27 protein-coding genes are annotated in these 23,702 nt (G+C 62.3%); 18 read left to right on the forward strand and 9 right to left on the reverse strand.

Annotated features, from left to right (window positions below; translation table 11 throughout):
* Position 1 precedes the first annotated feature (1 nt).
* Positions 2–865: a quinoprotein dehydrogenase-associated putative ABC transporter substrate-binding protein gene (locus AC0L3H_RS26140; protein WP_473510983.1), complete on the forward strand. Its 864-nt coding sequence runs from the start codon at positions 2–4 to the stop codon at positions 863–865.
* Between the two features lie 10 nt (positions 866–875).
* A complete protein-coding gene (locus tag AC0L3H_RS26145) occupies positions 876–1,433 on the forward strand; it encodes a PQQ-dependent catabolism-associated CXXCW motif protein (protein ID WP_473587378.1) in 558 nt (185 codons plus the stop codon).
* Positions 1,434–1,483: 50 nt separating this feature from the next.
* Here the strand turns inward: AC0L3H_RS26145 and AC0L3H_RS26150 are convergent, their stop codons facing one another.
* Complete coding sequence (locus tag AC0L3H_RS26150) at positions 1,484–1,621, reverse strand: hypothetical protein (protein WP_023797673.1); 138 nt, start codon at positions 1,619–1,621, stop codon at positions 1,484–1,486.
* Positions 1,622–1,841: 220 nt separating this feature from the next.
* On the opposite strand from AC0L3H_RS26150, the gene pqqB reads away from it, so the two are divergent.
* Genes pqqB through pqqE form a run of 4 tightly spaced genes read left to right on the forward strand, consistent with a single transcriptional unit; the run spans position 1,842 to position 4,946 of the window.
* Positions 1,842–2,780: a pyrroloquinoline quinone biosynthesis protein PqqB gene (pqqB, locus tag AC0L3H_RS26155; protein WP_473510985.1), complete on the forward strand. Its 939-nt coding sequence runs from the start codon at positions 1,842–1,844 to the stop codon at positions 2,778–2,780.
* Positions 2,777–3,535, forward strand: coding sequence for a pyrroloquinoline-quinone synthase PqqC (gene pqqC, locus AC0L3H_RS26160; protein ID WP_473510987.1), 759 nt, complete (start codon positions 2,777–2,779; stop codon positions 3,533–3,535). Before pqqB ends, pqqC begins: the two co-directional genes overlap by 4 nt.
* Positions 3,532–3,828, forward strand: a complete 297-nt coding sequence (gene pqqD / locus AC0L3H_RS26165) for a pyrroloquinoline quinone biosynthesis peptide chaperone PqqD (RefSeq protein ID WP_473587379.1) — start codon at positions 3,532–3,534, stop codon at positions 3,826–3,828. Before pqqC ends, pqqD begins: the two co-directional genes overlap by 4 nt.
* A complete protein-coding gene (gene pqqE / locus AC0L3H_RS26170; RefSeq protein WP_128180874.1) occupies positions 3,825–4,946 on the forward strand; it encodes a pyrroloquinoline quinone biosynthesis protein PqqE in 1,122 nt (373 codons plus the stop codon). The genes pqqD and pqqE overlap by 4 nt, the downstream gene beginning before the upstream one ends.
* Before the next feature lie 91 nt (positions 4,947–5,037).
* Here pqqE and folP read toward each other — a convergent pair whose 3' ends face one another.
* The gene (folP, locus tag AC0L3H_RS26175) at positions 5,038–5,871 is read right to left on the reverse strand and encodes a dihydropteroate synthase (RefSeq protein WP_473587380.1); all 834 of its coding nucleotides are present in this window, start codon (positions 5,869–5,871) and stop codon (positions 5,038–5,040) included.
* A 104-nt stretch (positions 5,872–5,975) separates the two neighbouring features.
* On the opposite strand from folP, the gene AC0L3H_RS26180 reads away from it, so the two are divergent.
* Positions 5,976–6,452, forward strand: a complete 477-nt coding sequence (locus AC0L3H_RS26180; RefSeq protein ID WP_473510991.1) for an SRPBCC family protein — start codon at positions 5,976–5,978, stop codon at positions 6,450–6,452.
* A gap of 22 nt (positions 6,453–6,474) precedes the next feature.
* Positions 6,475–6,891: a GFA family protein gene (locus tag AC0L3H_RS26185; RefSeq protein ID WP_473587381.1), complete on the forward strand. Its 417-nt coding sequence runs from the start codon at positions 6,475–6,477 to the stop codon at positions 6,889–6,891.
* A gap of 136 nt (positions 6,892–7,027) precedes the next feature.
* Here AC0L3H_RS26185 and AC0L3H_RS26190 read toward each other — a convergent pair whose 3' ends face one another.
* Positions 7,028–7,747 carry a DUF899 domain-containing protein gene (locus AC0L3H_RS26190; RefSeq protein WP_473587382.1) on the reverse strand — a complete coding sequence of 240 codons (720 nt, stop codon included), beginning with the start codon at positions 7,745–7,747 and terminating at the stop codon, positions 7,028–7,030.
* Positions 7,748–7,952: 205 nt separating this feature from the next.
* Between AC0L3H_RS26190 and AC0L3H_RS26195 the strand changes: the two genes are divergently transcribed.
* The 3 genes from AC0L3H_RS26195 (at position 7,953) to AC0L3H_RS26205 (ending at position 10,963) form a co-directional block, all read left to right on the forward strand.
* A complete protein-coding gene (locus tag AC0L3H_RS26195; protein WP_091596894.1) occupies positions 7,953–8,537 on the forward strand; it encodes a GNAT family N-acetyltransferase in 585 nt (194 codons plus the stop codon).
* 40 nt (positions 8,538–8,577) lie between these two features.
* Positions 8,578–9,504: a hypothetical protein gene (locus AC0L3H_RS26200; RefSeq protein ID WP_473587383.1), complete on the forward strand. Its 927-nt coding sequence runs from the start codon at positions 8,578–8,580 to the stop codon at positions 9,502–9,504.
* 190 nt (positions 9,505–9,694) lie between these two features.
* Positions 9,695–10,963 (forward strand): adenylate/guanylate cyclase domain-containing protein, encoded by a 1,269-nt coding sequence (locus tag AC0L3H_RS26205; protein WP_473587384.1) that lies wholly within the window; start codon positions 9,695–9,697, stop codon positions 10,961–10,963.
* Between the two features lie 1,066 nt (positions 10,964–12,029).
* Here the strand turns inward: AC0L3H_RS26205 and AC0L3H_RS26210 are convergent.
* From AC0L3H_RS26210 to AC0L3H_RS26235, 6 genes are all read right to left on the reverse strand, one after another.
* Positions 12,030–12,866, reverse strand: a complete 837-nt coding sequence (locus AC0L3H_RS26210) for a 3-oxoadipate:acetyl-CoA acetyltransferase (protein WP_473587385.1) — start codon at positions 12,864–12,866, stop codon at positions 12,030–12,032.
* A gap of 9 nt (positions 12,867–12,875) precedes the next feature.
* Positions 12,876–13,310, reverse strand: coding sequence for a type II 3-dehydroquinate dehydratase (locus tag AC0L3H_RS26215; RefSeq protein ID WP_128166373.1), 435 nt, complete (start codon positions 13,308–13,310; stop codon positions 12,876–12,878).
* Positions 13,311–13,314: 4 nt separating this feature from the next.
* On the reverse strand, positions 13,315–14,616 hold the full coding sequence (locus tag AC0L3H_RS26220; RefSeq protein WP_473587386.1) for a TRAP transporter large permease: 1,302 nt from the start codon (positions 14,614–14,616) through the stop codon (positions 13,315–13,317).
* On the reverse strand, positions 14,613–15,131 hold the full coding sequence (locus AC0L3H_RS26225) for a TRAP transporter small permease (RefSeq protein WP_473587387.1): 519 nt from the start codon (positions 15,129–15,131) through the stop codon (positions 14,613–14,615). The genes AC0L3H_RS26220 and AC0L3H_RS26225 overlap by 4 nt, the downstream gene beginning before the upstream one ends.
* A gap of 73 nt (positions 15,132–15,204) precedes the next feature.
* A complete protein-coding gene (gene dctP, locus AC0L3H_RS26230) occupies positions 15,205–16,191 on the reverse strand; it encodes a TRAP transporter substrate-binding protein DctP (protein ID WP_473587388.1) in 987 nt (328 codons plus the stop codon).
* A 48-nt stretch (positions 16,192–16,239) separates the two neighbouring features.
* A complete protein-coding gene (locus AC0L3H_RS26235) occupies positions 16,240–17,148 on the reverse strand; it encodes a shikimate dehydrogenase (protein WP_473587389.1) in 909 nt (302 codons plus the stop codon).
* A 174-nt stretch (positions 17,149–17,322) separates the two neighbouring features.
* Between AC0L3H_RS26235 and AC0L3H_RS26240 the strand changes: the two genes are divergently transcribed.
* From AC0L3H_RS26240 to AC0L3H_RS26270, 7 genes are all read left to right on the forward strand, one after another.
* Positions 17,323–18,009 carry a TetR/AcrR family transcriptional regulator gene (locus AC0L3H_RS26240; protein ID WP_473587390.1) on the forward strand — a complete coding sequence of 229 codons (687 nt, stop codon included), beginning with the start codon at positions 17,323–17,325 and terminating at the stop codon, positions 18,007–18,009.
* Between the two features lie 85 nt (positions 18,010–18,094).
* A complete protein-coding gene (locus tag AC0L3H_RS26245; protein WP_473587391.1) occupies positions 18,095–19,987 on the forward strand; it encodes a bifunctional sugar phosphate isomerase/epimerase/4-hydroxyphenylpyruvate dioxygenase family protein in 1,893 nt (630 codons plus the stop codon).
* A gap of 5 nt (positions 19,988–19,992) precedes the next feature.
* Positions 19,993–20,793 carry a 3-oxoadipate enol-lactonase gene (gene pcaD / locus AC0L3H_RS26250; RefSeq protein ID WP_473587400.1) on the forward strand — a complete coding sequence of 267 codons (801 nt, stop codon included), beginning with the start codon at positions 19,993–19,995 and terminating at the stop codon, positions 20,791–20,793.
* Complete coding sequence (pcaC, locus tag AC0L3H_RS26255) at positions 20,790–21,188, forward strand: 4-carboxymuconolactone decarboxylase (protein WP_473587392.1); 399 nt, start codon at positions 20,790–20,792, stop codon at positions 21,186–21,188. The genes pcaD and pcaC overlap by 4 nt, the downstream gene beginning before the upstream one ends.
* Positions 21,189–21,190: 2 nt before the next feature.
* Entirely contained in the window at positions 21,191–21,949 is a 759-nt protein-coding gene (pcaH, locus tag AC0L3H_RS26260; RefSeq protein ID WP_473587393.1) for a protocatechuate 3,4-dioxygenase subunit beta, read from the forward strand.
* Positions 21,949–22,563 carry a protocatechuate 3,4-dioxygenase subunit alpha gene (pcaG, locus tag AC0L3H_RS26265; RefSeq protein ID WP_473587394.1) on the forward strand — a complete coding sequence of 205 codons (615 nt, stop codon included), beginning with the start codon at positions 21,949–21,951 and terminating at the stop codon, positions 22,561–22,563. The genes pcaH and pcaG overlap by 1 nt, the downstream gene beginning before the upstream one ends.
* Positions 22,560–23,615: a 3-carboxy-cis,cis-muconate cycloisomerase gene (locus AC0L3H_RS26270; RefSeq protein WP_473587395.1), complete on the forward strand. Its 1,056-nt coding sequence runs from the start codon at positions 22,560–22,562 to the stop codon at positions 23,613–23,615. Before pcaG ends, AC0L3H_RS26270 begins: the two co-directional genes overlap by 4 nt.
* Positions 23,616–23,702: the final 87 nt, after the last annotated feature.

Here is a 23,702-nt window from a genome sequence, read left to right on the forward strand (position 1 = left end):
TATGATTGGCCATGACGCGTTGAAGCTGTGTTTTGTCCTGCCGATGCTCGGCGCACTCGCCTTGCTGCCTGCGAACGCCCAGGCGCAGGACGCCGGCCTTGGTGCCGCGGGCGAACTGGTCGACCCAGACATTCTGCGCGTCTGCGCCGATCCTTCGAACATGCCGTTCACCGACGAGAGCGGCGAAGGCTTCGAAAACCGGCTGGCCGACCTGGTTGCCGCGAAAACCGGCCGAAAGTCCGTCGCCTATACATGGTTTCCTCTTGTCGCCGGCTTCGTGCGCAACACGCTGGCCGCCAACCGATGCGACATCATCATGGGCTATGCCCAGGGCGATGAACTGGTGCAGAACACCAACGCCTACTATCGCTCGTCCTATGTGTTGGTGCACCCGAAGGGCAACGGCATGGAAGGCGTCGAGACCATCGAGGATCCGAAACTCACTGGCAAGAGGATCGGCGTCGTCGAAAGCACACCGCCGACTGCCAACATGGCCGCCAACAAGCTCATGCGAACGGCAAAGATCTATCCGCTGGCGGTGGATACCCGCCTCACCCCTTCCATGGGGGAAGTCATGATCAAGGACATGCTCGCCGGCAAGATCGATGCGGCGGTCATGTGGGGACCGATGGCCGGCTACTATGCCAAGCAACTCGGCGCCGATTTCACGATCGTTCCGCTGGTGAAGGAGAAAACCGGCTCGCGCATGTCATACCGCATCACCATGGGCGTGCGTCCATCCGACCAGGAATGGAAGCGGACGCTCAACCGGGTGATCAGGGAAAACCAGGCGGAGATCACCAGGATCCTGCTGGACTACGATGTGCCGCTGATCGACGAACACGATAATCCGATCACGCAATGACGAGAAACGCATGAAGGGAAAGGAGACGATTTTGCTGGTCGCCGCGGGCCTTCTCGGTTTGACCGAACCGATGTGGGCGGGCGAGATCGCCGAGCCCGGCGGCTACCGGATGGACGAATATCGGGCGCCGGTGCCGCAGACGCTGCAGGGCGCGAAGGTCGTAACGACGGCGGAGGCGGAGGCGCTGTGGCGGGAGAAGAAGGCGGTGTTCTTCGACGTCATGCCGAACACGCCGAAGCCGGCCAATTTGCCGGCAGGAACGATTTGGAGAGCCAAGATCAGAAAGGACATCCCAGGCAGCACCTGGCTGGCCAATGTCGGTTACGGCGCTATCTCCGAGGAGACCGCCAACTATTTTCGCCAAGGCCTCGCGGCCGAAGCCGGTCCCGACAAGTCGCGTGCCATTCTGTTCTATTGCATGACGAATTGCTGGATGTCGTGGAATGCCGCGAAGCGGGCCATCGAATGGGGCTACAGTTCGGTGATCTGGTATCCGCCCGGCGCCGATGGATGGGAACGTGCCAACCTTCCGCTGGAGGAAAGGAAGCCATATGTGATTAGCAATTGAGCATGCGCATTGTTATTTTCTTGTTTTTCGACTTTTCAGAACCTGCCGTTTCATTTGTCCATTTTGAGAGCTGATGGACGAGCCATTGCAATGGTGCCCAGCAATGGTTGACTGAGAAAAGGATCGGCCCCTTCGGGCTGGTAGAAGAGGAGATATGCCATGAAGAAGAGCTGGACAAAACCGACCATGTGCCAAGTTGCTGCGGGCTTCGAGATTTCGCGGTATCTGCCTGCTGAAATTACTCCCAAGAAGTAGGCCGCAGAGGTGCGTGTCCCCGGCAACGGGGACACGCACTGTCTTGCCGCGCCAGGTCTCCGTGAAAGGCTTTGACGCGTTCAATGCGGGCGCGACGCCATTCGCGGTCGAAAATTTGCTGTTGGTTGAACAAGCCGCAGAGCGGGCATTGCAATGCGCTTGAAGATCATCGGCTCGGCGGCAGGCGGCGGCTTTCCGCAGTGGAATTGCAACTATCGCCTGAGCCGCGCGGCTCGCACCGGGATGGCTGGCGTGCATTCGCGAACCCAATCAAGCATCGCCGCATCAGTGGATGGGGCCGGCTGGGTTCTCTTCAACGCCTCACCCGATATCCGCCAGCAGATTGCGCAAACGCCTGAATTGCAGCCCGCGCATGATGCGCCGTTGCGTTCGACGCCCATCCGCGCGGTGGTGCTGACCAATGCCGATGTCGATCATGTCGCCGGCCTGCTCAGCCTGCGTGAGCGGCAGCCCTTCGCCATCTACGCAACGACACAGGTGCTGGCGACGCTGGAAGCGAATTCGATCTTCAATGTCCTCGATCCGGCGCTCGTGCCGCGACGCACCTTGCCGCCGGCGGAAGAACTGGCGATCTGCGACGCAGACGGCCACGACACCGGCGTGACTGTCGAGAGTTTTCCCGTGCCCGGCAAGATAGCCCTCTATCTCGAGGAAAGAAGCCGGCCGGATGCCAATTTCAGTTCCGACGCCGGCGACACGATCGGCGTCCGCATCGCTGGTGCCGGCAGTCACGGCTCCGTCTTCTATATCCCAGGCTGCGCGCGCATCGATGCGGCCCTGCGCACGCGCCTGGCCGATGCCGCCTGTGTCCTGTTCGATGGCACGGTCTACACCGACGACGAGATGATCGCCGCCGGCGTCGGCCAAAAGACCGGGGCGCGCATGGGGCATCTGGCAATGTCGGGAGACGATGGGTCGATCGCCGGCCTGGCCGATGTGGGGATCGGCCGCCGTGTCTTCGTCCACATCAACAACACCAATCCGGTTCTGGACGAGAATTCGGCCGAGCACGCAGCGGTCAAAGCGGCTGGCTGGGAAGTCGCCCAAGATGGGATGGAGATGGAATTTTGAGTGATTTCCACGACGCGGCCAGGAACGGCCTGTCCTCCAGCGAGCTCGAAGCCGTGCTGCGGCAGGTCGGCGCCGAGCGCTATCACAACCGCCATCCTTTCCATCACAGGATGACCAGCGGTGTGCTGTCGAGGACCGAGATGCAGGCCTGGGCGCTGAACCGCTATTGCTACCAGGCCGTCATCCCGCGCAAGGACGCCATGATCCTCGCACATGCTGAGGATCCGGCGTTTCGGGCTGCCTGGCGCAAACGCATCGAGGACCATGACGGCGAGGACGGCTGGAGCGGCGGCATCGCGCGCTGGCTGCATCTGGCGACCTCGCTCGGCCTCGATGCCGATGACGTGAAGAGCGAAAGGCTGGCGCTGCCGGCGACACGTTTCGCGGTCGGCGCCTACCTCGCCTTTTGCACGAACCGGACGCTGTTCGAGGCGGTCGCATCGTCGCTGACCGAGATGTTCTCGCCGCTCATCATCGGCGAACGGATCCCGGCGATGCTGGCCAAATACGATTACATCACCGAGGATACGCTGGCCTATTTCAGCCGACGGCCCGAACAGGCCTCGCGCGACGCCGACTTCGCCCTCGCTTACGTGCTCGGCCATGCCGACACGGCGGAACGCCAGCAGCAGGCGATCGATGCGCTGGTGTTCAAATGCGATATACTGTGGGCCATGCTCGACGCGCTTCAACACGCCTATGGCGAGCCCGGAAACATCCCGCCCGGCGCCTTCCGTCCGGAGCCAGCCCAATGATGGCGCTGCGCGAAAGCGCTTTGGTTTCGTCACGATCAGTGCCGTCGCTGCCGAAGCACGTGCGCATACAGTACGATCCCGTGCGGCAGGCGTTCGCCGTGCTTTCACCGGAAAAAATATTTTGGCCGAATGACATCAGCCTCGATATATTGCGCCGCTGCGACGGGCGATCCACGGTCGGCCACATCATCGCCGAGCTTGCGGCGGATTATGACGCCGAACAGGAGGCCGTGGCGGCCGACGTCATTGCCTTCCTGCAAGAATGGTCGGACAAGCTGCTGGTAAAACTATGAGCGAGCCCCTTCTCCCTCCGATCGGCATGCTGGCGGAACTGACGCATCGCTGCCCGCTGCAATGCCCGTATTGCTCCAATCCGCTCGAATTGCTGAAAGCCAATCGCGAACTCGATACGCAGACCTGGCTCGACCTGTTCTCGCAGGCCGCCGATCTCGGCGTTCTCCAGGTGCATCTGTCGGGCGGCGAACCGACGCTGCGCCGCGACCTCGAGCAATTGATCGCCGGGCTTTCGGCGCGCGGCGTCTACACCAACCTGATCACCGCCGGCGTCGGCATCGCCGAAGGCCGCATCGAGGCGTTTGCCGAAGCCGGGCTCGACCATCTGCAGCTGAGCTTTCAAGGCGCACGGCCGGCGACCACCGACCGCATCGGCAATCACAAAGGCGGCCACGAAAAGAAGCTGGAGACGGCACGCCGCGCCCGCGCAGCCGGCCTGCCGCTTACCATCAACGCGCCGATCCATCGCCACAACATCGAGGAAGTGCCGGAATTCATCGACCTGGCGCTCTCGCTCGGCGCGGAGCGGCTCGAGATCGCCAACGTGCAGTATGCCGGCTGGGCCCTGACCAATCGCGATCAACTGATGCCCGAGCGTGCTGCGGTCGACCGTCAGGCAGAGATCGTCGCGGCGGCGCGCGAACGGCTCACCGGCATCATGAACATCGATTTCGTCACGCCGGATTATTTCGCCATCTATCCCAAGCCGTGCATGGGCGGCTGGGCGCGCGATGCCTTCATGGTGGCGCCGGACGGCACCGTGCTGCCATGCCATGCCGCACAGACCATCCCGTCGCTCAGCTTTGAGCGTTTCGGCCCGCGCAGCCTGGCCGAAATCTGGACCGATTCGCCGGCATTCAACGCCTTTCGCGGCACCGACTGGATGCAGCAGCCCTGTCGCAGCTGCGAACGGCGTGAGATCGACTGGGGCGGCTGCCGCTGCCAGGCGATGGCGATCGCCGGCGACGCCGCCGCGACGGACCCGGCTTGCGCGAAATCGCCGATCCATGCGCGCATGGCCATGCTGATCGACGAAGCCCAGCGTGCTGCGGCAGTTCCTTCGAACGACGAACAATTCGTCTATCGGCGGATTGGCGTCGTCACCGAGCCCGCCTGACGCGCCTTCTTGTTTTTATGCGTGTCGTTATCCCAAAACCGCTGCGCACCCTCGGGTCAGGGCCCGAGGGCATGCTTTTGGGCGACACGCATTATTCCCCGGTCTCGCGCTCGCGCACCGCGTCGGCGAATGCCAGTGCGTCGCGATTGACGGCAATGTTGTGGACGCGAAAGATCGCAGCGCCTTTCAGCCGCAGGATAACGCTTGTTGCCGCTGTGCCGACGTCTCGCCCCTCGTCACTTCCGCCGACCAGGTGACGGGCAAGGCGCTTGCGTGACGTGCCGACGAGCAATGGAAAACCGAGCGCGCGCAACTCACCGAAGCGAGCCATGAGCGCGAGGTTTTCCTCGCCGTCCTTGGCGAAGGCGAAGCCGGGGTCGAGCACGATCCGCTCGTCCGCGATGCCGGCGTCGCGCGCGATCTCCAGCGATCTGTTCAGGAACAGGAACTGGTCGGCGATCACATCCGCCAGTTTTTCGCGGCCGCGCCCGGTGTGCATGATAACGAGACCGGCGCCGGTTTCCGCCGCGACCTGCGCGATGTCGGGTTCGCGCTGCAGGCCATGCACGTCGTTGACGATATGCGCGCCCGCCGCGACCGCCAGCCGCGCCGTCTCGGCCCTGTAGGTGTCGACCGAAACCAGGCTGTCGCCGTCGGACGACAGCGCCTCGATGACCGGCAGGATGCGCGCTTGTTCCTCGCGCGCCGAAACAGCGCCGGCGCCGGGCCGGGTGGATTCGCCGCCGACATCGATGATCGCCGCGCCCTCGCCGATCATGCGCCGCGCCTGCTGCAGCGCCCGCTCCGGCCGGTCGAATTCTCCGCCGTCGGAAAAACTGTCCGGCGTGACGTTCAAAATCCCCATCAGCAACGATTGCGCGCCAAGATCGAGATGCCGTCCATGAGCAAGCTGCCAGCGCGTCATGCGTCAACCTTTTTCATATCAGATGCAATTCGCGACAAGATTGTCACTCACACGAACCCGGTTTCCCCGTCTACCTATGCTCGCGAAACAAAAGGAGCGTAGCAATGACCAGGGAAACGATCAGCTTTACTTACACGACCTATATTGTCTCGACACCGGGAAAGGTGTTCGAGGCGATAACCAAACCGGACCTCGCACGGCGCTACTGGGGCCACGAGAACGTCTCCGACTGGAAGCCCGGCTCGAACTGGCAGCACATCCGCGCCAATGACGAACGGACCGTCGAGCTCGTCGGCAAGGTCGTCGAGGTGTCGCCGCCGACCCGTCTCGTCATCACCTGGGCAAACGCTTCGCAGGCGTCCGATCCGGCGAGCTACAGCCGGGTGACCTTCGAGCTCGAGGAATACGAGGCCATGGTCCGGCTGACCGTCAGCCATGACGAACTCGAAGCCGGCAGCGGCATGGCGAACGGCATCAAAAAGGGTTGGCCGATCGTCCTTTCCAGCCTGAAATCCTTCCTCGAAACCGGTCAGGCGATCGATGTCTTCGCCAGGCCGCGCGCGTCCGAACTGGCGGCCTGATCCAGAACAAAGGACCGAGCAGATGAGCACTCTCTACACCGGCGGATGCGCGTGCGGCGCGGTCCGCTACGAGGCAAAGGCAGCCCCGATCTTCGAAAACCACTGCCAATGCCACGATTGCCAGAAAAGAAGCGGCACCGGTCATGGATCTTACCTGACGTTTGCGTCGCGGGCGGACGTGACGATCACCGGCGTGACGACGGACTGGCGTGTCGCGGCGGACAACGGGAATGAGAAAATCCATTCCTTCTGCCCGGTCTGCGGAACGCCGACACACCTGACATACGCCGCCATGCCGGACGTGATCACGGTCCATGCCGCAAGCCTCGACGATCCGGGCCGCTTCAATCCGACCGTGGTGACGTACGGTATCCGGGCCCTCCCCTGGGACAAGCTCGATACCGCGCTGAAGACCTTCGAGAAGATGCCGCCGGGCTAACCGGCCGGCGGCAGGGTAGACGCGCACTATCTTCAGGAGGCGGATCTGCGCCCACCGCGGCATTACGGATCGAGGCACGGCAGGCAGAAGGAAAATAGTGCATCGTCACCGTAGTTCGCGGTCGTGCCCATGACACTCAGCGGTTGCCGTACTCGTCGTGGCGGCGCCACCACTCCTGGGGGAACTCGAGCCCGTTCTCGTTCCTTCCCCACGGAGCCAGGTCGAGGAAACGGTAGACCCCCATAAACGCCTCGGTGCCACGGGCGTAGGTCGAGTAGGTGTGGTAGACGGCACCGTCCTGGAGCGCGAAGACGCTCATTCCCTCCTTCTGCGGCTCGGCCCTGTCGACACGCTGATAGTTGTAGTCGGCGCCGTCTCTCTGCTGCTCTTCGGTGAAGGCGGCGCCGAGGTCGTATTTGAAATCGCTGCCGAGCGACGAAACCCACGGGAAGCGCCAGCCCATTTGCCGCTTGTAGTCCTGGATCTCCTGCAACGGGGCGATCGATTCGCAAACCAGGGTAATGTCGCGGCCGTTCAGGTGGGGGATGACGCAGTCGAAGTGATCGGCGATCAAGGAGCATCCGGTGCATCCTTGGCGCTCATCGGTGAGCCGGTATCCGTAGCCGAACATGAAATGATAGACGAAGAGTTGCGAGCGCCCCTGGAAGAGGTCGGCGAGCGAGGCGCTGCCCTCCTCGGTCTCAAACAGATACTCCTTGTCGATCCGAACCCAGGGCAGCTCCTGTCGCTGTCGCGCCAGCTCGTCGCTCTGCCGCATGTGCCTTTTCTCCGCCTCGAGCAGTGCGAGCCGCGCTCCGAGCCATTCCTCGCGTGTTCCGGTCTTGTGTTTCGTCATCGCTGCTGTCTCCTTCCTCGGGGATCTTCCTTTCCGTTTCTCGAAACAACTTGTTGCGTCAGGCGTTAAACTCAATGCCGGAGGCGAAACATGGCAGCTGGATGTGGCGGTTTCCGATGCACCGCCTGATCCCTGCCCGCTTGTTGCGGCGCCCGTTGAGGGCGCGGGCGCCTCGTCGAATCATTTGCGTCGTTTGGAGGGCAGCATGAAATCGCCGACAGTGAGGGTTATGGCCGCGTCCGATGAAGATCCGGCGATCGGAACAATCTCGCTGGCGTTTGCAGCGGATCCCATGGCACGATGGACCTGGCCGCATGCACACCAGTACCTTGCGGCCATGCCGCGAATGGTCCGCGCCTTCGGGGCCAGGGCATTCTCAAACGGAAGCGCTTTTTGCACCGATGGCTATGTCGGGACGGCGTTGTGGCTGTCGCCCGGTGTGCATCCCGACGAGGAAGGGCTCGGTGCGGTTGTCGAGAGCACGGTTGCGCCCTCCCTTGCCCCTGAAGTCGCCGCTGTATTCGAGCAGATGGCCAAGTACCATCCGGCCGAACCGCATTGGTACTTGCCCGTGATCGGCGTCGACCCAGCGCATCAGGGCGAAGGCCACGGCGAGGCCTTGATGGCATACGCGCTCGCGCAGTGCGATCGCGATCACGCGCCCGCCTATCTGGAGTCCTCGAACCCGCGCAACATTCCGTTCTACGGGCGCCACGGCTTCGAACCGCTCGGCGCGATCCAGGTCGGTTCATCGCCGACGCAAGTCCCGATGCTGCGGCGACCGCGTTGAGCCAGGCAGGGCAGACGAGCGAAGCGTCAGCCGCCATCCCGTGGTGTCGGCGCAAGGGTATTTCGGTGAAGGGCATTTCGGTGACAGTGGACTTTTTGCCGTGCTCGGCCCGCCACGCCATCTGACAGAGGCGGAATTGGGAGAGGCCCGGCAACGCATTGAACCGCTCGTCCGGGCCGCCCAATCGAGCTTGGACCGGCTCTATCTTGCGGTGGGCGATGTCGGATGCTGCGTCCTGCTCGCCGATCGTGACGGCGTGCCGGTCGAACGGCGCGGTGCGCCTGTGGATGACGAGGCTTTTCATTCCTGGGATGGCTTCGGCTTCTCACCAGTCTGCCTGTTGCGGTCTGTCTGCTGGGCAACGCTGTCCGCCTGCACTTCCGTCTCGCAGGCGAAGGCTGACCGCCACCGACGTCGCCCGCATCGGCGACACGCCCGTCTGGTTCTTCCGACGTTTTTTCTTTCGCTTCGCGCTGGGGTGTCGTCTCGGAACTCTTCCATACGTCCTGGCATCGACTTCAACGGCATCGTGGGCGGCAATATAGGCCCCGGCGAACGATCGGTTCTACCCTCATCGGCCACAACTCGACTGTCGTTCCGCCTGGTTGGTGGTCAGCGACCGGAACATATCCGCGCCTTGTTTCGAAACTTCGTCGAGGCTCGCCTTCCTGCCGGCTGTCAGGTTGTGTTCGAGGGGGCCGGCGGGAACGGTGACGAAGCCAGCCCCTACATCGCAGCCACGGCGCGAGCGCTTGACGCAGAATGGCCAGAGCCGACGCTGATCAAGGGAACAGGCGGCACCGTTCCACTGATCGGGCTCCTCACCGACCGCCTTTGCTTCAATTGCATCGTCACGGGCTTCATCCTCGCCGACGATGCCATTCATGCCCCTAACGAGCGGTACGGTGTCGATCGGCTTCGCAAGGGAATACGCGGTTGGGTGCGCATGCTGTCGGAATTGCGGTAACATTACTCGGTTCGGTTCAGAGTCCGTGCCGAGACTCGTAAATCCCCATTTGGAGCACCGACAACATCCGATCCAGGACAGCAAGCATCAGCTTGTCATCGGGTGACGTGCTTGTGCTCCGTTGACCGCGCATGTGATATAAAACACCGTGGCGCTGTTTTTGCGGTGTAATGGGAAGCTATCGTCGGCAATGAAGATCAGCGATTGCGATGAAATTGCCACCTGGCTCGCGGAGGCTGGGCTGCTTGGCATCCGCAGCGAGGAATCGCTTGTACAGGCCTTCTGCGAGCGTTGCGTCGAAGCAGGGCTGCCGCTGGGCAAGGCGTTTGTGATGATCGACACGCTGCACCCGATGCACGAGGCACGCGCCTTCTTCTGGGACGAAGACGAGTCGATCAGCTTCCGCGAAGAAGAATACCCGTCGAGCCGTGAGGGCAAGGGAGCGGAGTTGTGGAAGCGCAGCCCGTTTCTGGAGATGCTGCGGCGGCGTGAATTGACCCTACGTTGCCGGCTCGAAGCAGGCGAAACGCGCGGCTTTCCGGCGATCGAGGAGCTGCGCGATGCCGGCCAGACGGACTATCTTGCGATCGTCTATCGTATCCGGCAGGCGATGAGGGTCGAGGATGTCGATGCATTCTACGCCCGCTGGACCACAGCGCGCCCGGGTGGATTTTCGGAGGAGGAAGTCGCTGTTCTGTCCCGGCTTACACCGCATCTGGGATTGGCGGTTCGTTCGGCTGCGCAGACAAGGCTCACCAAGACGCTGGTCGAGGCATATCTCGGCCGGGGGCCTGGTCGCCAGGTGCTGAGCGGCGGCATCCGCCACGGCTCGGTGAAGAGGATCAACGCCGTACTCTGGTTCTCCGACATTACTGGCTATACGAACCTGTCCGAGTCGGTTCAAAACGATCAACTCGTGCCGTTGATCAATGACTACGCCGAAGCGGTCATCGGCGCAGTGAAGGCCGCCGGCGGCGATGTGCTGAAACTGATCGGAGATGGAGTCCTGGCCATCTTCACCAGTTCGCGGCCCGAATATTCCTGTCGCGCCGCGGTGGAGGCAGAGCGCGACATGCGCACACGGCTGCTGCAGCTTGCCAAACGCCGCAAAAACGATGGCCTTTCTGTCGCCGACATTCACTTGGGCCTGCATGCCGGCAGGGTCTTCTACGGCAATATCGGCACTCCGGACCGTCTCGATTTCACCGTTGTCGGCCCGCCGGTCAATGAGGTCAGCCGGATCAGCTCCATGTGCGAGTCGGCCGGTCGCAATATGCTTTGCTCATCGGAATTCGCCGAGCTGCTACTCGGCGAGGAGCGCAAAAAGCTCGTTTCAGTCGGCCGGTTCGCGTTGCGTGGCGTCGGACGCGCGCAGGAGCTCTTTACCCTTGATCCCAGCCTGAGCCTGGAACGCTCGCAGCCTTTGCCTGGCCTGCGGCGACGGCAGCGGCGGGGCTAGTCGGAGGAAGGTGGACAAGCATGAATTCCCGGAACTCCGGAACTTCAGATCAAGTAGTCTCTCATGTTCCAACCCGCGGATGAGACTCTGATCAACCGTCGTCTCTGAGTGTGAAAGCGCGCCGAAAATTAACCCCGGGACACCGGAACGCTTAAATGTCTGATGCAGCGGCCCTTTCCGGGATATTCGAAGGGTCACGATAGGCGCCTTCTGAGACCCCAGGGCCACACTAATTTTGCGCCGCGATATGCCGCTCTGTAATTTCGGCCAGGCTGGGCCCGGCCCCCTCAATCCTCGCTTCAACCATGCCGCATCAGCTCCTTTTCAAGCGGCCACCCTTCTTTCCCTTCCAGTGGAAGGCAGGGCAGGCCTCGTCCTGCCCCTGCCTGTCCGGCGAGGACCGGGAGAACGGGGGACAAGCTGAAAACCGGAACGGGGATCGCCCACCCGAAGGACGGGCCGGAGTCCGCGGAGCGGATTCCGGCCGGTGCTGCAGGCCGAAGTATGGGTACGGCGACCGTCGTCGACATGGTTCAGCGCCCCTGTGTTCGATCGGTCGCGATGCTCCGAGCGCGTCGTCGAGATACCGCTCGAGCTCGTCGGCGGCACGCCGGGCGCCGCCGGCTATCGGGCAGCAAAACGGGTTGCTGAAGGTCGGCTTGGGGTCATGATTCCGGTTCATCGCCGCTGCAATGACCGATGGATCACAGACGCTCGGCATTTCGCTTCGCGTTAGACTGCAGCTACGGCATTTTCGATCATACACTCAACCATCCTATTCGCACGTCGTTGCCGCCGTTCGCCGCACCTACCGATCGGAGGCCTTCCTGTGTGTAGTTGAACGCACGGCTCGACTAGCATCGCCGCGCTGCCGATGTCGGCATCTGAACGGCCGGAGGGCGGCGAACCACTTCTGGACCGGATTGCCGAGCAAACCGGAAAAGCCGTGAAATCGGGAAAACGCGGCCAGGCGGGGAAAGAAAATAGTGCACTGTCACCGTAATTCCAGGACGCTGGCCAAGGCGCAACAGGTCCGACAGCGCGGCGCGAAGTTGCGGCCCAGGAATTACGATCCTGACGCCAGACCAAGCGTTTGGCGCGCCTCGTTGACGGTGGCCACACGCCGGCCAAACTTCCCGACTGAGGCCGCCGCGATTTCAACAAGCTCGGCGTTGCTGCGCGCCAGGCGTTCCCTGGTGATCCTGATATTGTCCTCAAGTCCGGTGCGCACTGCGTCTGCTCCGCGCGCCAACGCCCATTCCATGACGATCGTCTGGTTGCGGCCTATTCCGGCCGCTGTCCAGGTGGATTGTGGAAACAGGAGTTTCGCTTCCGTGAGGAGCACATCGAGCAATCTCTCCTGCGCAGGCAGTGCGTTTTGCACGCCCATGACAAACTGGATGTGCGGGCGCTCACCTAAAAGTCCTGCGTCGGCCAGCCGCCTGGCAGTGTGAAGGTGCGAGAGGTCGAAGATCTCGATCTCCGGCAGCACGCCATTTGCCTTCATCGCGGTTGCGAGATCACCGATCAGGGCGGGATGGTTCTCGTAGACGATGGATGGGAAGTTGACCGAACCGGTCGAAAGCGACGCCATGTCCGGTTTCAGATAAAGTGCCGAGCCACGCGCGGCAGGATCACGACCGCGCCCGCCGGTCGAAAACTGGACGATCATACCGGGGCAATGCCTACGCACCCCCGCCTGAACAGCAGCGAAGCGCGTTGGTTCAGACGATGAACTCTGATCGTCATTGCGCACGTGGATGTGCACCAGCGACGCACCTGCTTCAAAGGCTTCCTGGGTCGACTCGATCTGTTCGGCCACGCTGATCGGCACCGCAGGATTGTCTTCCTTGCGCGGCAGCGAGCCGGTGATCGCAACAGCGATGATACAGGGTTCAGGCATGGCGACAAACTATCCGTCTATCTGGTCCATGAGCCAGCGGATCGCGAGCGGATAGCCCGCGGCGCCGAGCCCCGCGATCACGCCGGTGGCGACCTTCGATACCAGCGACCGATGATAGATCTCCTCGCGGCGATGGATGTTCGAGATATGCAGTTCGACGATCGGGCCCGGAAACATTTTGAGCGCATCGAGCACCGGGATCGAAACAAAACTCAAACCCGCGGGATTGACCAAAATGCCCGCGCCGTCGTCGATCGCCTCATGCACCCAATTGACGATTTCGCCCTCAATGTTCGACTGGTGAAAACGGATCGGATGGTCGCCGGCGGCGTCACGGCACATCCGCTCGATTTCTGCGAGTGTCGTCCGCCCATAGATCTCCGGCTCGCGCATGCCGAGCCGGTTGAGATTGGGGCCGTTGAGAACGAAGATTGGCTTGGTCATGGTCCTATCCTTGATAGCCCAGCAGGCGCGGCAGCCACAGCACCAGCGATGGGAAGAAGGTGATCAGCATCAGGGCGGCAATCATGGCGTAGAGAAACGGCATTACGTCGTGCACCAGGTCGCGCAGCGGCACCTCTGCGATGCGGGTCATGATGAACAGCAGCAAGCCGTAGGGCGGGGTGACGAGCCCGAGCATGATGTTGACGACGACCATTACGCCGAAATGCACCATGTCGACACCGAGCGCCTGCGCCGTCGGAATCAGCACCGGTACGATTACCAGCAGGATGGTCGTCCCTTCCAGCACGCAGCCCAGGATCAGCAGCAGGATGTTGACCAGGATCAGGAAACCCATCGGCGAAAGATCCCAGGACTTCAGGATCACCGACAGGGACTGCGGAATGTTCTCGACCGTGACAACGTAGTTGAACACCAGGGCGCCGGCGATGAGCATGCCGATCGAGGCCGTGGTGCGGGCGCTGTTGAGAAGCGCATGGTAGAGTTGGCCCGGCGTCACGCTGCGATAGATCGCGACCGAGATGAGCAGCGCGTAGCCGGCGGCGACCGCCGCGGCCTCGGTCGGGGTCATCACGCCGCCCCTTATGCCGACCAGCAGAACGACCGGCAGCATCAGCGCCGGAAATGCGCGCAAGGTGATCCCCGGCAATTCCCTGAGCGGCACCGGCTTCTCGACCGGAAAGCTCTTCCGGCGCGCGTCGATGGCGACGATGATCATCTGCGACAGGGCGAGAAGAAGGCCCGGCACGATACCGGCAATGAACAGGTAGCCGATGGATGCATCCGAGATCAGCGCGTAGATGACCAGAGGAATCGACGGAGGAATGATCGGGCCGACGACGGAGGTGACGGCTGTCAGCGCAGCGGCATAGCTCGCCGGGTACTTGCCATCCTTGGTCATGAGTTGCTGCATCATCTTGCCGGTGCCCGCGGCGTCGGCGATGGCCGAGCCGGACATGCCGGCGAAGATGATCGACTGCAGCACGTTGACTTGCGCCAGACCGCCGCGGAAACGGCCGACAACGGCGTTGCAGAATTGCAGCAGCCGGTCGGTCATGGTCCCGGCGTTCATCAACTCCGCGGCGAGAATGAACATCGGTACGGCAAGCAGAATGTAGCTTGTGTAGAGCCCGTTGAGGAGTTGCTCGGCCGACGTGCCCATGTCGAGCCCTGCAAGCCAGAGATAGAGGATCGACCCAGCGATCATCGAGTGACCGATCGGCAGGCCAAGCAGGGCCAGCGCTGTGATCGCAACGACTGACAGCGAAAAGGGACTCGCGAGATTCATACGCCGGAGCTCGCTTTCGTGGGGTCGAATTCCGCCGGTGCTTCGCCGCGCAGAGCACGCCACGCCAGCCACAGGTAACGGGCGATCACGGCGACCACGAAGACGAGATAGATCGAGAACAGCCAGTCGAAGCGTATCTTGAGGTAGGCGGTGCTCTCGACCTTCATGAAGGTCACGTAGCTGAAGACAGCCGGAAAGGACCAGCCATAGAGCGCGACGAGAGCGATTGCGAAGGCAAGCGTCATTACCCGCCTGATGTTCGGACCGACTGTGGCGTAGAGGAGATCAAAACGGATTTCCTCTTCTTCACGAACGACGAACGCTGCGCCGAACAGCACAACCCAGATCCAGAGTACGACGGTGAGCTCGTTGCTCCAGCCGGTCGGCCAGTTGAGAAGGTAGCGAAAAGCAACCTGCAGCAGAAACGCGGCGAACATGGCGCCGATGGCGATGGCGATCGCGTTCTCGGCGCGCCGGTAGAGCCAGCCGCCGACCTTTCTCAATCCCGGGTTCATGATGCCTCCCTGACGGGCGCCTGGCCAAACCGGCCAGCCGGTCGCAAGCGGACCGGCCGGCGCGTTCGTCGCGTCAAAGCGCGTTGATCTTGTCGACCATCCCGGCAGGCCATTCCTTGGCCAGGTCGGAGGCAAGATATTGCTCCTGCACATGCTTGCGGAATGCTGCGACATCGGGTTCGTAGATCTTCAGGCCCTTGCCCTTGAATGTTTCAACGAGTTCCTTCTCGCGCGTCAGGTGTTTCTCTGTCGAGAAGTCGATCGCCTTGTCCGCCGCGGCCTGGACCTTTGCCTGCTTCTCGGCCCCCATTTCGTCCCACACTTTTTTCGAAATGCTGAGAAGGTCGAATCCGACAAGGTGCGAGGTCAATACGATCTGCGACATGACCTCGTAGAACTTCATGTTCTCGACGTTGGGCAACGGGTTGTCCTGCCCGTCGATTGCGCCTGTCTGCAGGCCGGTATAGACCTCGGCGTAGGCCATTGGCGTAGGGTTCGCGCCGAGCGCCTGGCCGAGGAATTGCCAGGCGTCGCCACCCGGCATGCGCAGCTTGATGCCTGCCATGTCGGCGGGAGTCTTGATTTCCTTGTCCGGCTTCAGACCGACCTGGCGCAGGCCGAAATAGGTTGGCCCGAGCACCCTCACGCCGAGCTGGTCCTCGGCCATCCGCTTCAGCTCCGCCCCGGCATCGCTGGCAAAGAACGCCTTCACGTGCGCGGCGTCACGGAACAGGTAGCCGGCGGTGACGATGGACCACGCCGGAATCTGCTTGGAGATGTCCTGCGGGGCAACGTTGCCCATCTCGAGGTTGCCGCGCTGGATGGCGACAAGTTCGGTGCCCTGCTTGAACAGGTTGCCGCCGTAATAACCCTCGAAGGCAAAGTCGTCCTTGATGGCTTCGGCGAACATTTTCATCATCTCGGCCCGGATGTCCTGCTCCGAGAACACGGCCGAGAAACGCAGCTTCGGCTTGTCCTGCGCGAAGGCGGGAACGGCGGTCGCGGCGGCGAGTGCGCCGGCGGCGAGCATAAACAGGCGTCGGTTCATTTCAGGTTTCATGTCGATTTCCTCCCTATGGTCTTCATACAATTATAGGCGACATTGCCTTCATGCGGCGGCCTCGAAATGATCTGCCATGGCGCGGCGGTCGGCCTTGCGCCCGGTGAAGAGCTCGAACGCGCGGACGGCCTGATAGACCGCCATGCCGATGCCCGGCAGCGTTCTGCAGCCGATCGATCGGGCCGCGACCAGCAACTCTGTTTCGGTCGGAAAGTAGATTATGTCGGCGACCCATTTTTCGGCTGTCAGAAGAGCCGTGTCGAACGGTGTTCCGGGGTATTTCGCCATGCCCACCGGCGTCGTGTTGACGATGCCGTTTGCCATGCGCACGGCTGCGGCCGGGTCCGGCCAGGTCTCGACGCGACCGCCGAACAAGGCGCCCATGCGCGACGCAAGATCCGAGGCGCGACCGGGTTGGCTGTCGAGGACGAACAGCCGGCCAACGCCCATTTGCATCAGCGCGTTTGCGACTGCGGCGCCCGCTCCGCCGGCGCCGAACATTGCGACACAGCCCATCGATGCACCTGTCATCGCTTCGCGAAAACTCTCCGCGAAACCCCAGCCGTCGGTGTTGTGGCCTTCCTTGCGTCCGCCAGCAAAGACGACCGTATTCACCGCGCCTATCGCGCGCGCTTCCGGCGACAGCGCATCCAGGACGGGCATAACAGCCTGTTTAAACGGATGCGTGACGTTGAGGCCATGAAAGCCTGCAATCTCCGCCGCCGCGATCAAGTCGCCGATCGCCGCGTCGGGAAATCCGAGCCGGTCGAAATCGAGCAAAAGGTACGAATAGCCGATGCCGAGGCGCCGGGCTTCCCGCTCGTGCATGCCGGGAGTGCGCGAGGACTGAATACCGCGTCCGACGAGGCCAATCACGACCTTTTCGCTGTCGCCGCTGGCGGCGCCCTTGTGCTCGTCGGCAAGACGGCAAAGCAGGTCGACAAGGCTGTCGCCCATCTCCCGAAATTCCTCCCTGTGCGGGCCGCCTCCCAGCCCAAATGCGGCAATTCCTGGATCGCCCTTGTGTTCACGCCAAACGCGCCGGTAAATGAGTCTGTCGTGATTTGCGAATGATGTACTAACTGGTTAGTTTAGTCAAATGCCGGCACGCCGGGGCGGGAATTCAACTGCATGGCCGTTATCAAGAAAGAACGAAAGCCGAAGCCGGACTCGAGCACGACGCGTATCCAGGACCCTGAGGGCACGCGCCGCAACATCCTGGAGATCGCCTCCAAGGAGTTTGCCCTGAACGGCTTGTCGGGCGCGCGCATAGACGAGATTGCAGCGCGCACACGCTTCAGCAAGCGCATGATCTACTACTATTTTGGCGACAAGGAAGGCCTCTACCTGCGCGCGCTCGAGAACGCGTATCGTCAGGTGCGCGAGGGCGAGGCTCAACTTGATATCGAAGGTCTGCCCCCCGTGGCGGCACTGACGCGCCTGGTGGAGTTCACCTTCGACCACCATCACCGACACGAGGAATTCATCCGCATGGTGATGATCGAGAACATCCATCACGGCCAATACCTCCAACAATCGGATGCGATCCGCGAACTGAACGTGACGGCGATCGACCACATCTCTCGCATCTATTCACGCGGTGTCGAAGAGGGCGTCTTCCGGCCGGGACTCGACGCGATCGAACTCCATTGGCAAGTAAGCGCGCTGTGCTTCTTCAACGTTTCCAATCGCACCACCTTTTCGATGATCTTCGGACGCGACTTCGGCGCCCCGGCACAACTCGAGCGGCTCAAACGCAACAGCGTCGAGATGCTGTTGCGTTTTGTCGCGAAGGACGAAGCTCCCGCAGAACGCTGAGCGCGCCGAAACTTGCGGTGCTGGCAGCGTTGCCTTAGTTATGTACGAACTGGTTCGTTCACGACAAACCAGGGAGGAGGCGCGTTTGAAGACGTCGATCGCGACGGTGTCGATCGCCGGTGACCTGGCGGAGAAATTCGCGGCAATTTCCGCCGCGGGCTTCGACGGTGTCGAAATCTTCGAGAACGATTTCCTCGCCTTTGACGGCTCACCGCGCGACGTCGGCCGAATGGCTGGTGACGCAGGTCTGACCATAACGCTGTTCCAGCCGTTCAGGGATTTTGAGGGTTTGCCGGAGCCGCAGCGCAACCGCGCCTTTGATCGTGCCGAGCGCAAGTTCGACGTCATGCAGGAACTCGGCACCGACCTGATGCTGGTATGCTCGTCGGTGTCGCCGGTCTCGCTTGGCGGGATCGACCGGGCGGCGGCGGATTTTCACGAGCTTGGCGAGCGCGCCGCCAGGCGCGGTCTGCGCGTCGGCTATGAGGCATTGGCCTGGGGGCGTCACGTCAACGATCATCGCGATGCGTGGGAAATCGTGCGCAGGACTGACCATCCGAACGTCGGGCTGGTTCTCGATTCCTTCCACACGCTGGCCCGCAGGATTGAACTTGGCTCGATCCGTTCGATACCCGCGGACAAGATCTTCATTGTCCAACTCGCCGACGCGCCGCTGATCGAAATGGACTTGCTCTATTGGAGCCGGCACTTCCGCAACATGCCAGGCGAAGGTGATCTGCCGGTGCGACAGTTCATGCAGGCGGTCGCCGCAACCGGTTATGACGGCTATCTGTCGCTCGAGATTTTCAACGACCAGTTCCGTGGCGGGTCGGCAAAGGCGATCTCCGTCGACGGACGGCGTTCGCTCGTATGGTTGATGGATCAGGTGCGGCGTGAAGAACCGGCACTTGACATGGCTATCCCGCCCATGCCCGACCGCATCGGAGTTGGAGGGGTCGAGTTCATCGAGTTCGCGACCGATCGCCAGGACGCCGGACAGCTTGGATCGCTGTTGCGCATGCTCGGCTTTGTCGAGGCCGGTCGGCACGTCTCGAAGGACGTCACGCTCTACCGCCAGGGCGAGATCAATATTGTCATCAATACCGAGCGGCAGGGCTTTGCCCATTCTTCCTTTGTTGTCCATGGCACGTCGGCATACGCAATGGGCCTGAAGGTCGAGGACGCCGCCGCCACGGTGGCGCGCGCCGAGGCACTGGGCGCGGAGATCTTTCACCAGCGGGTCGGGCCCGGCGAGTTGTCGATCCCGGCGATCCGCGGCGTCGGCGGCGGACTGATCTACTTCCTCGATGCCAAGACCGACCTGGCGAAGGTCTGGGACATGGAGTTCACGCCGGTCACGTCGGCAAGTTCCAGCAATGGCGTCGGCCTCACCCGTATCGATCATGTCGGGCAGACCATGGCACAAGAGGAGATGCCGAGCTGGCTGCTGTTCTATGTCTCGATCTTCAGGACGACCAAGACTCCGATGGTCGACATCGTCGATCCGGCCGGCCTCGTGCGCAGCCAGGTCATCGAAGGCCTGGACAAGCGCTTCCGCCTCACGCTGAACGGCGCCGAGAGTCACCGCACCCTGGCCGGCCATTTCATCGCCGAAACCTTTGGTTCCGGCGTCCAGCATCTGGCACTCGCGACGGATGACATCTTTGCGACGGCGGCGAAGCTGCAGGCCAACGGCTTCGAACCGCTTCAGATATCGATGAACTACTACGACGACGTAGAAGCGCGCTTCGGTCTGGATCCGGAGGTCGCCGATCGGTTACGCTCGGCCAACATCCTTTATGACCGCGACGACAACGGCGAATTTTTTCAGCTCTATGCGCCGACATTCGGAGAGGGATTCATTATCGAGTTCGTTGAACGGCGCGGCGCGTATGCAGGCTATGGTGCGCCGAACGCACCATTCCGCATCGCCGCGCAAAAACGGCTGATGCGGCCCAAAGGAATGCCAAAGCTATGACAAGTATGAACTTTGCTCGCATCAATGGCGCGACGATCCACTACCGGCATCGTCCCAAAACTGGCAGGCCGACGGTCGTCTTCGCGAACTCGCTCGGCACGGATATGCGCATCTGGAACGAGGTCGAGCGAAGGCTGGCCGACGACTGTACATCCGTTGCGTTCGACAAGCGCGGACACGGCCTGAGCGAACTGGGTGGCGCGCCGCAAACAATCGAGACCCATGCGACGGACCTTGCAGGGCTGCTCGACCATCTCAGCGTAAAGCGCGCGGTGATCTGCGGGCTTTCGATCGGCGGCGTCATTGCGCAATGCCTTTACAAGACGCGGCCGGATTTGATCGAGGGATTGATCCTTTGCGATACGGCAGCGAAAATCGGCACAGCCGAGATGTGGAACGGGCGCATCAATGCGACCCTGTCGGAGGGCATCGCCAGCTTTGCCGACGACGTGATGCGAAAATGGTTCACGCCGGATTTCCATAACAATCGCGGCGAGGAACTGGCGGGTCATAAAACGATGCTGACGCGCCAGGATCCGGCCGGTTACGCTGCTGCCTGCGCGGCGATCCGCGACGCCGATTTCACCGCGACGACCGCCGCGATCAAAGTGCCGACACTCTGCATTGTCGGCGATCAGGACGGATCGACGCCGCCTGAACTGGTGGAATCGCTGGCCCGCTCAATCCCCGCCGCACGATTCGAGGTCATCTCCGGTGCCGGCCACATCCCATGCGTCGAGCAGCCGGAAAGGCTGGCCGGGCTGATCCGTGGCTTCCTGAACGACATGCCAAGAGAGCGCAAATGAGCAAGCCACGACACGGCGACCGATACGTCGAAGGGATGGCGACGCGCCGTTCAGTGCTGGGTGACGCCCATGTCGACCGCGCAGAGGCGGCCAAGACCGAATTCGACATTCCTTTCCAGGAACTGATCACGGAGGCTGCATGGAGCCACGTCTGGTCGCGGCCTAACATCTCCAGGCGCGAGCGTTCCATGATCACCATCGCGCTGCTCGCCGCGCTGAAGCAGGACGAAGAGGTTGCGATGCATATCCGCGCCAGCGTCAATACCGGGGCGACGCGCGACGACATACGCGAGGCGCTGCTGCATGTGGCAATCTATGCCGGGGTGCCGGCGGCAAATCATGCGATGAAGATCGCCAGGAAGACGTTCGACGAAATCGACGCTCAGGCCGGCTAATCATGACCAAGTCGCGCTTTCCCGCCAACCGCACGCCGGAAATCGGCGCCTTCTTTCCGCGCGACCGCAACTGGCATCCGCCGGCCTTCACGCCGGCCTACAAGACGTCCGTTCTGCGCTCGCCGCAACGGCCGCTTCTTTCCCTCGACAACACGCTGTCGGAGCTTACGGGGCCGGTCTTCGGCCAAAGTATTCTCGGTGAACTGGACAATGACCTCATACACAATTTTGCCGGGCCGGGCGAAAGCGCGATCGGGCCACGCATCCTCGTCTATGGCCGCCTGCTCGACGAGCGCGGCATCGGCGTCGCCGGTGCGCTGGTGGAGGTATGGCAGGCCAACGCCGGCGGACGTTATCGACACAAGAAGGAGACTTATCGCGCGCCACTCGATCCGAACTTCGGCGGCTGCGGCCGCACGATCACCGGCGAGGATGGCTCCTATTGTTTCCGCACGATCCAGCCGGGGCCATATCCCTGGCCCAACGGACCCAACGACTGGCGTCCAGCGCACATCCATTTCTCGATCTTCGGGCACGGCTTCGCGCAGCGCCTGATCACCCAGATGTATTTCGAGGGCGACCCGATGATCTGGAGGTGCCCGATCGTGCGGACCATCAACGACCGCCGCGCCATTGAAGGCCTCACCGCCGCGCTCGACATGGAGGCAACGATACCGATGGATGCGCGGGCATACAAATTCGACATTGTACTGCGCGGCCGCCGCTCGACGCTTTTCGAAAACCGCATCGAGGGCAACTGATGGTCCAGGCTCTCGGCCGGCTGAAGGAAAGCGCCTCGCAGACCGCGGGACCCTATGTCCATATCGGGCTGACGCCCAACTTTGCCGGTATCTCGGGCGTCTATGAACGCGACCTTGGCACCGCGATGGTCAACGACAGGACCAGGGGCGAACGCATCAGGGTCAACATCCGAGTGATCGACGGCGCCGGCTCGCCGCTGAAGGACGCGCTCGTGGAGATCTGGCAGGCGGACGCTGCCGGCATCTACAATTCGCCCTCGGATCTGCGCGGCTCCGCCGACCCGAACTTTACCGGCTGGGGCCGGCTGCCCACCGACATGACGACGGGCGAATGCCTGTTCGAAACCATCAAACCCGGTCGCGTGCCGTTTTTTGACGGCCGCAAGATGGCGCCGCATTTGACGGTCTGGATCGTCGCGCGCGGAATCAACATTGGCCTTCACACCCGTATGTATTTCGGCGATGAGGAAACCGCCAACGCCGAGGATCCCGTCCTGATGCGCATTGAGCAGAAAGAGCGCGTGTCAACGCTGGTCGCGCCGCGCGATGGCGACATCTATAGGTTCGACATCCATCTCCAGGGCATCAAAGAGACGGTCTTCTTCGACATATGATCGCAGCATTCGACAATCCCCTCCTGTCCGGGCTTCTCGGCGATGAGAAGATGGCGACGCTGCTCGGCGTCGAGGCCGAACTTGCGACGATGCTGCAATTCGAGAAGGCGCTCGCCGACGCAGAAGCTGCGCTCGGCATCGTCCCGGCGGCTGCAGCAAGCGCAATCGGGCGCGTCCTCGACAACTTCCGGCCGGAAATCCAGGCCCTGAGGGACGCAACGGCGCGCGACGGCGTCATGGTGCCGGAGCTCGTGCGGCAGATCAGGCATGCTGTCGGAGAGCCGCATTCGGAGCATGTGCATTTCGGTGCGACTAGCCAGGACGTGATCGACACGGTGATGATCCTGAGAATTCGCCCCTGTATCGACCTGTTGGAAGAACGGCTTTCGGCTCTGGTGGTCGCCTTCGCCGATCTCGGCCATCGGTTTGGCGATCGCCCGCTGATGGCCCGAACCCGCATGCAGGCAGCAATTCCGATTTCCGTAGCCGACCGCGTCGCAAGCTGGCGCGAACCGCTGGTGCGCCACCACGAGCGGCTTCAATCGGTGCGAGGATCGGTCCTCGTCGTCCAGTTCGGCGGCGCCGCCGGGACGCTCGAGAAGTTCGCAGACAAGGGCGCCGCCATCCGTGCCGCGCTGGCCCGGCGGCTAAGCCTTGGCGACGCGCCGCAGTGGCACAGCCAGCGCGACCGCATCGCGGAACTGGCCAACTGGCTGTCGCTTGTGACGGGCGGCCTCGGCAAGTTCGGGCAGGACATCGCGCTGATGGCGCAGGCAGGCGACGAGCTGCAACGGGCGGGCGGCGGTTCGTCGTCCGCCATGGCGCACAAGCGCAATCCCGTCGACGCCGAGATGCTGGTGACGCTTGCCCGCTTCAACGCAGTCCAATTGTCGGGAATGCATCATGCGCTGATCCATGAGCAAGAGCGCTCTGGTGCAGCCTGGACGCTGGAATGGTTGATCCTGCCGCAGATGCTCATGGCGGCTGGAGCATCGACCTGTGTCGCGGACAGGCTGGTCCGAACCATAGCGGCAATCGGAGGCAAGGGTTGACTGATCCCACTAGAGCGGGATGAATTTAGGTTGGCGCATAACCGGCCTCGATGAAGTAGTTTGTGCATTCGGTTGAGGTGACAGTGC

It is taken from the genome of Mesorhizobium sp. WSM4816 (genome assembly GCF_055811535.1).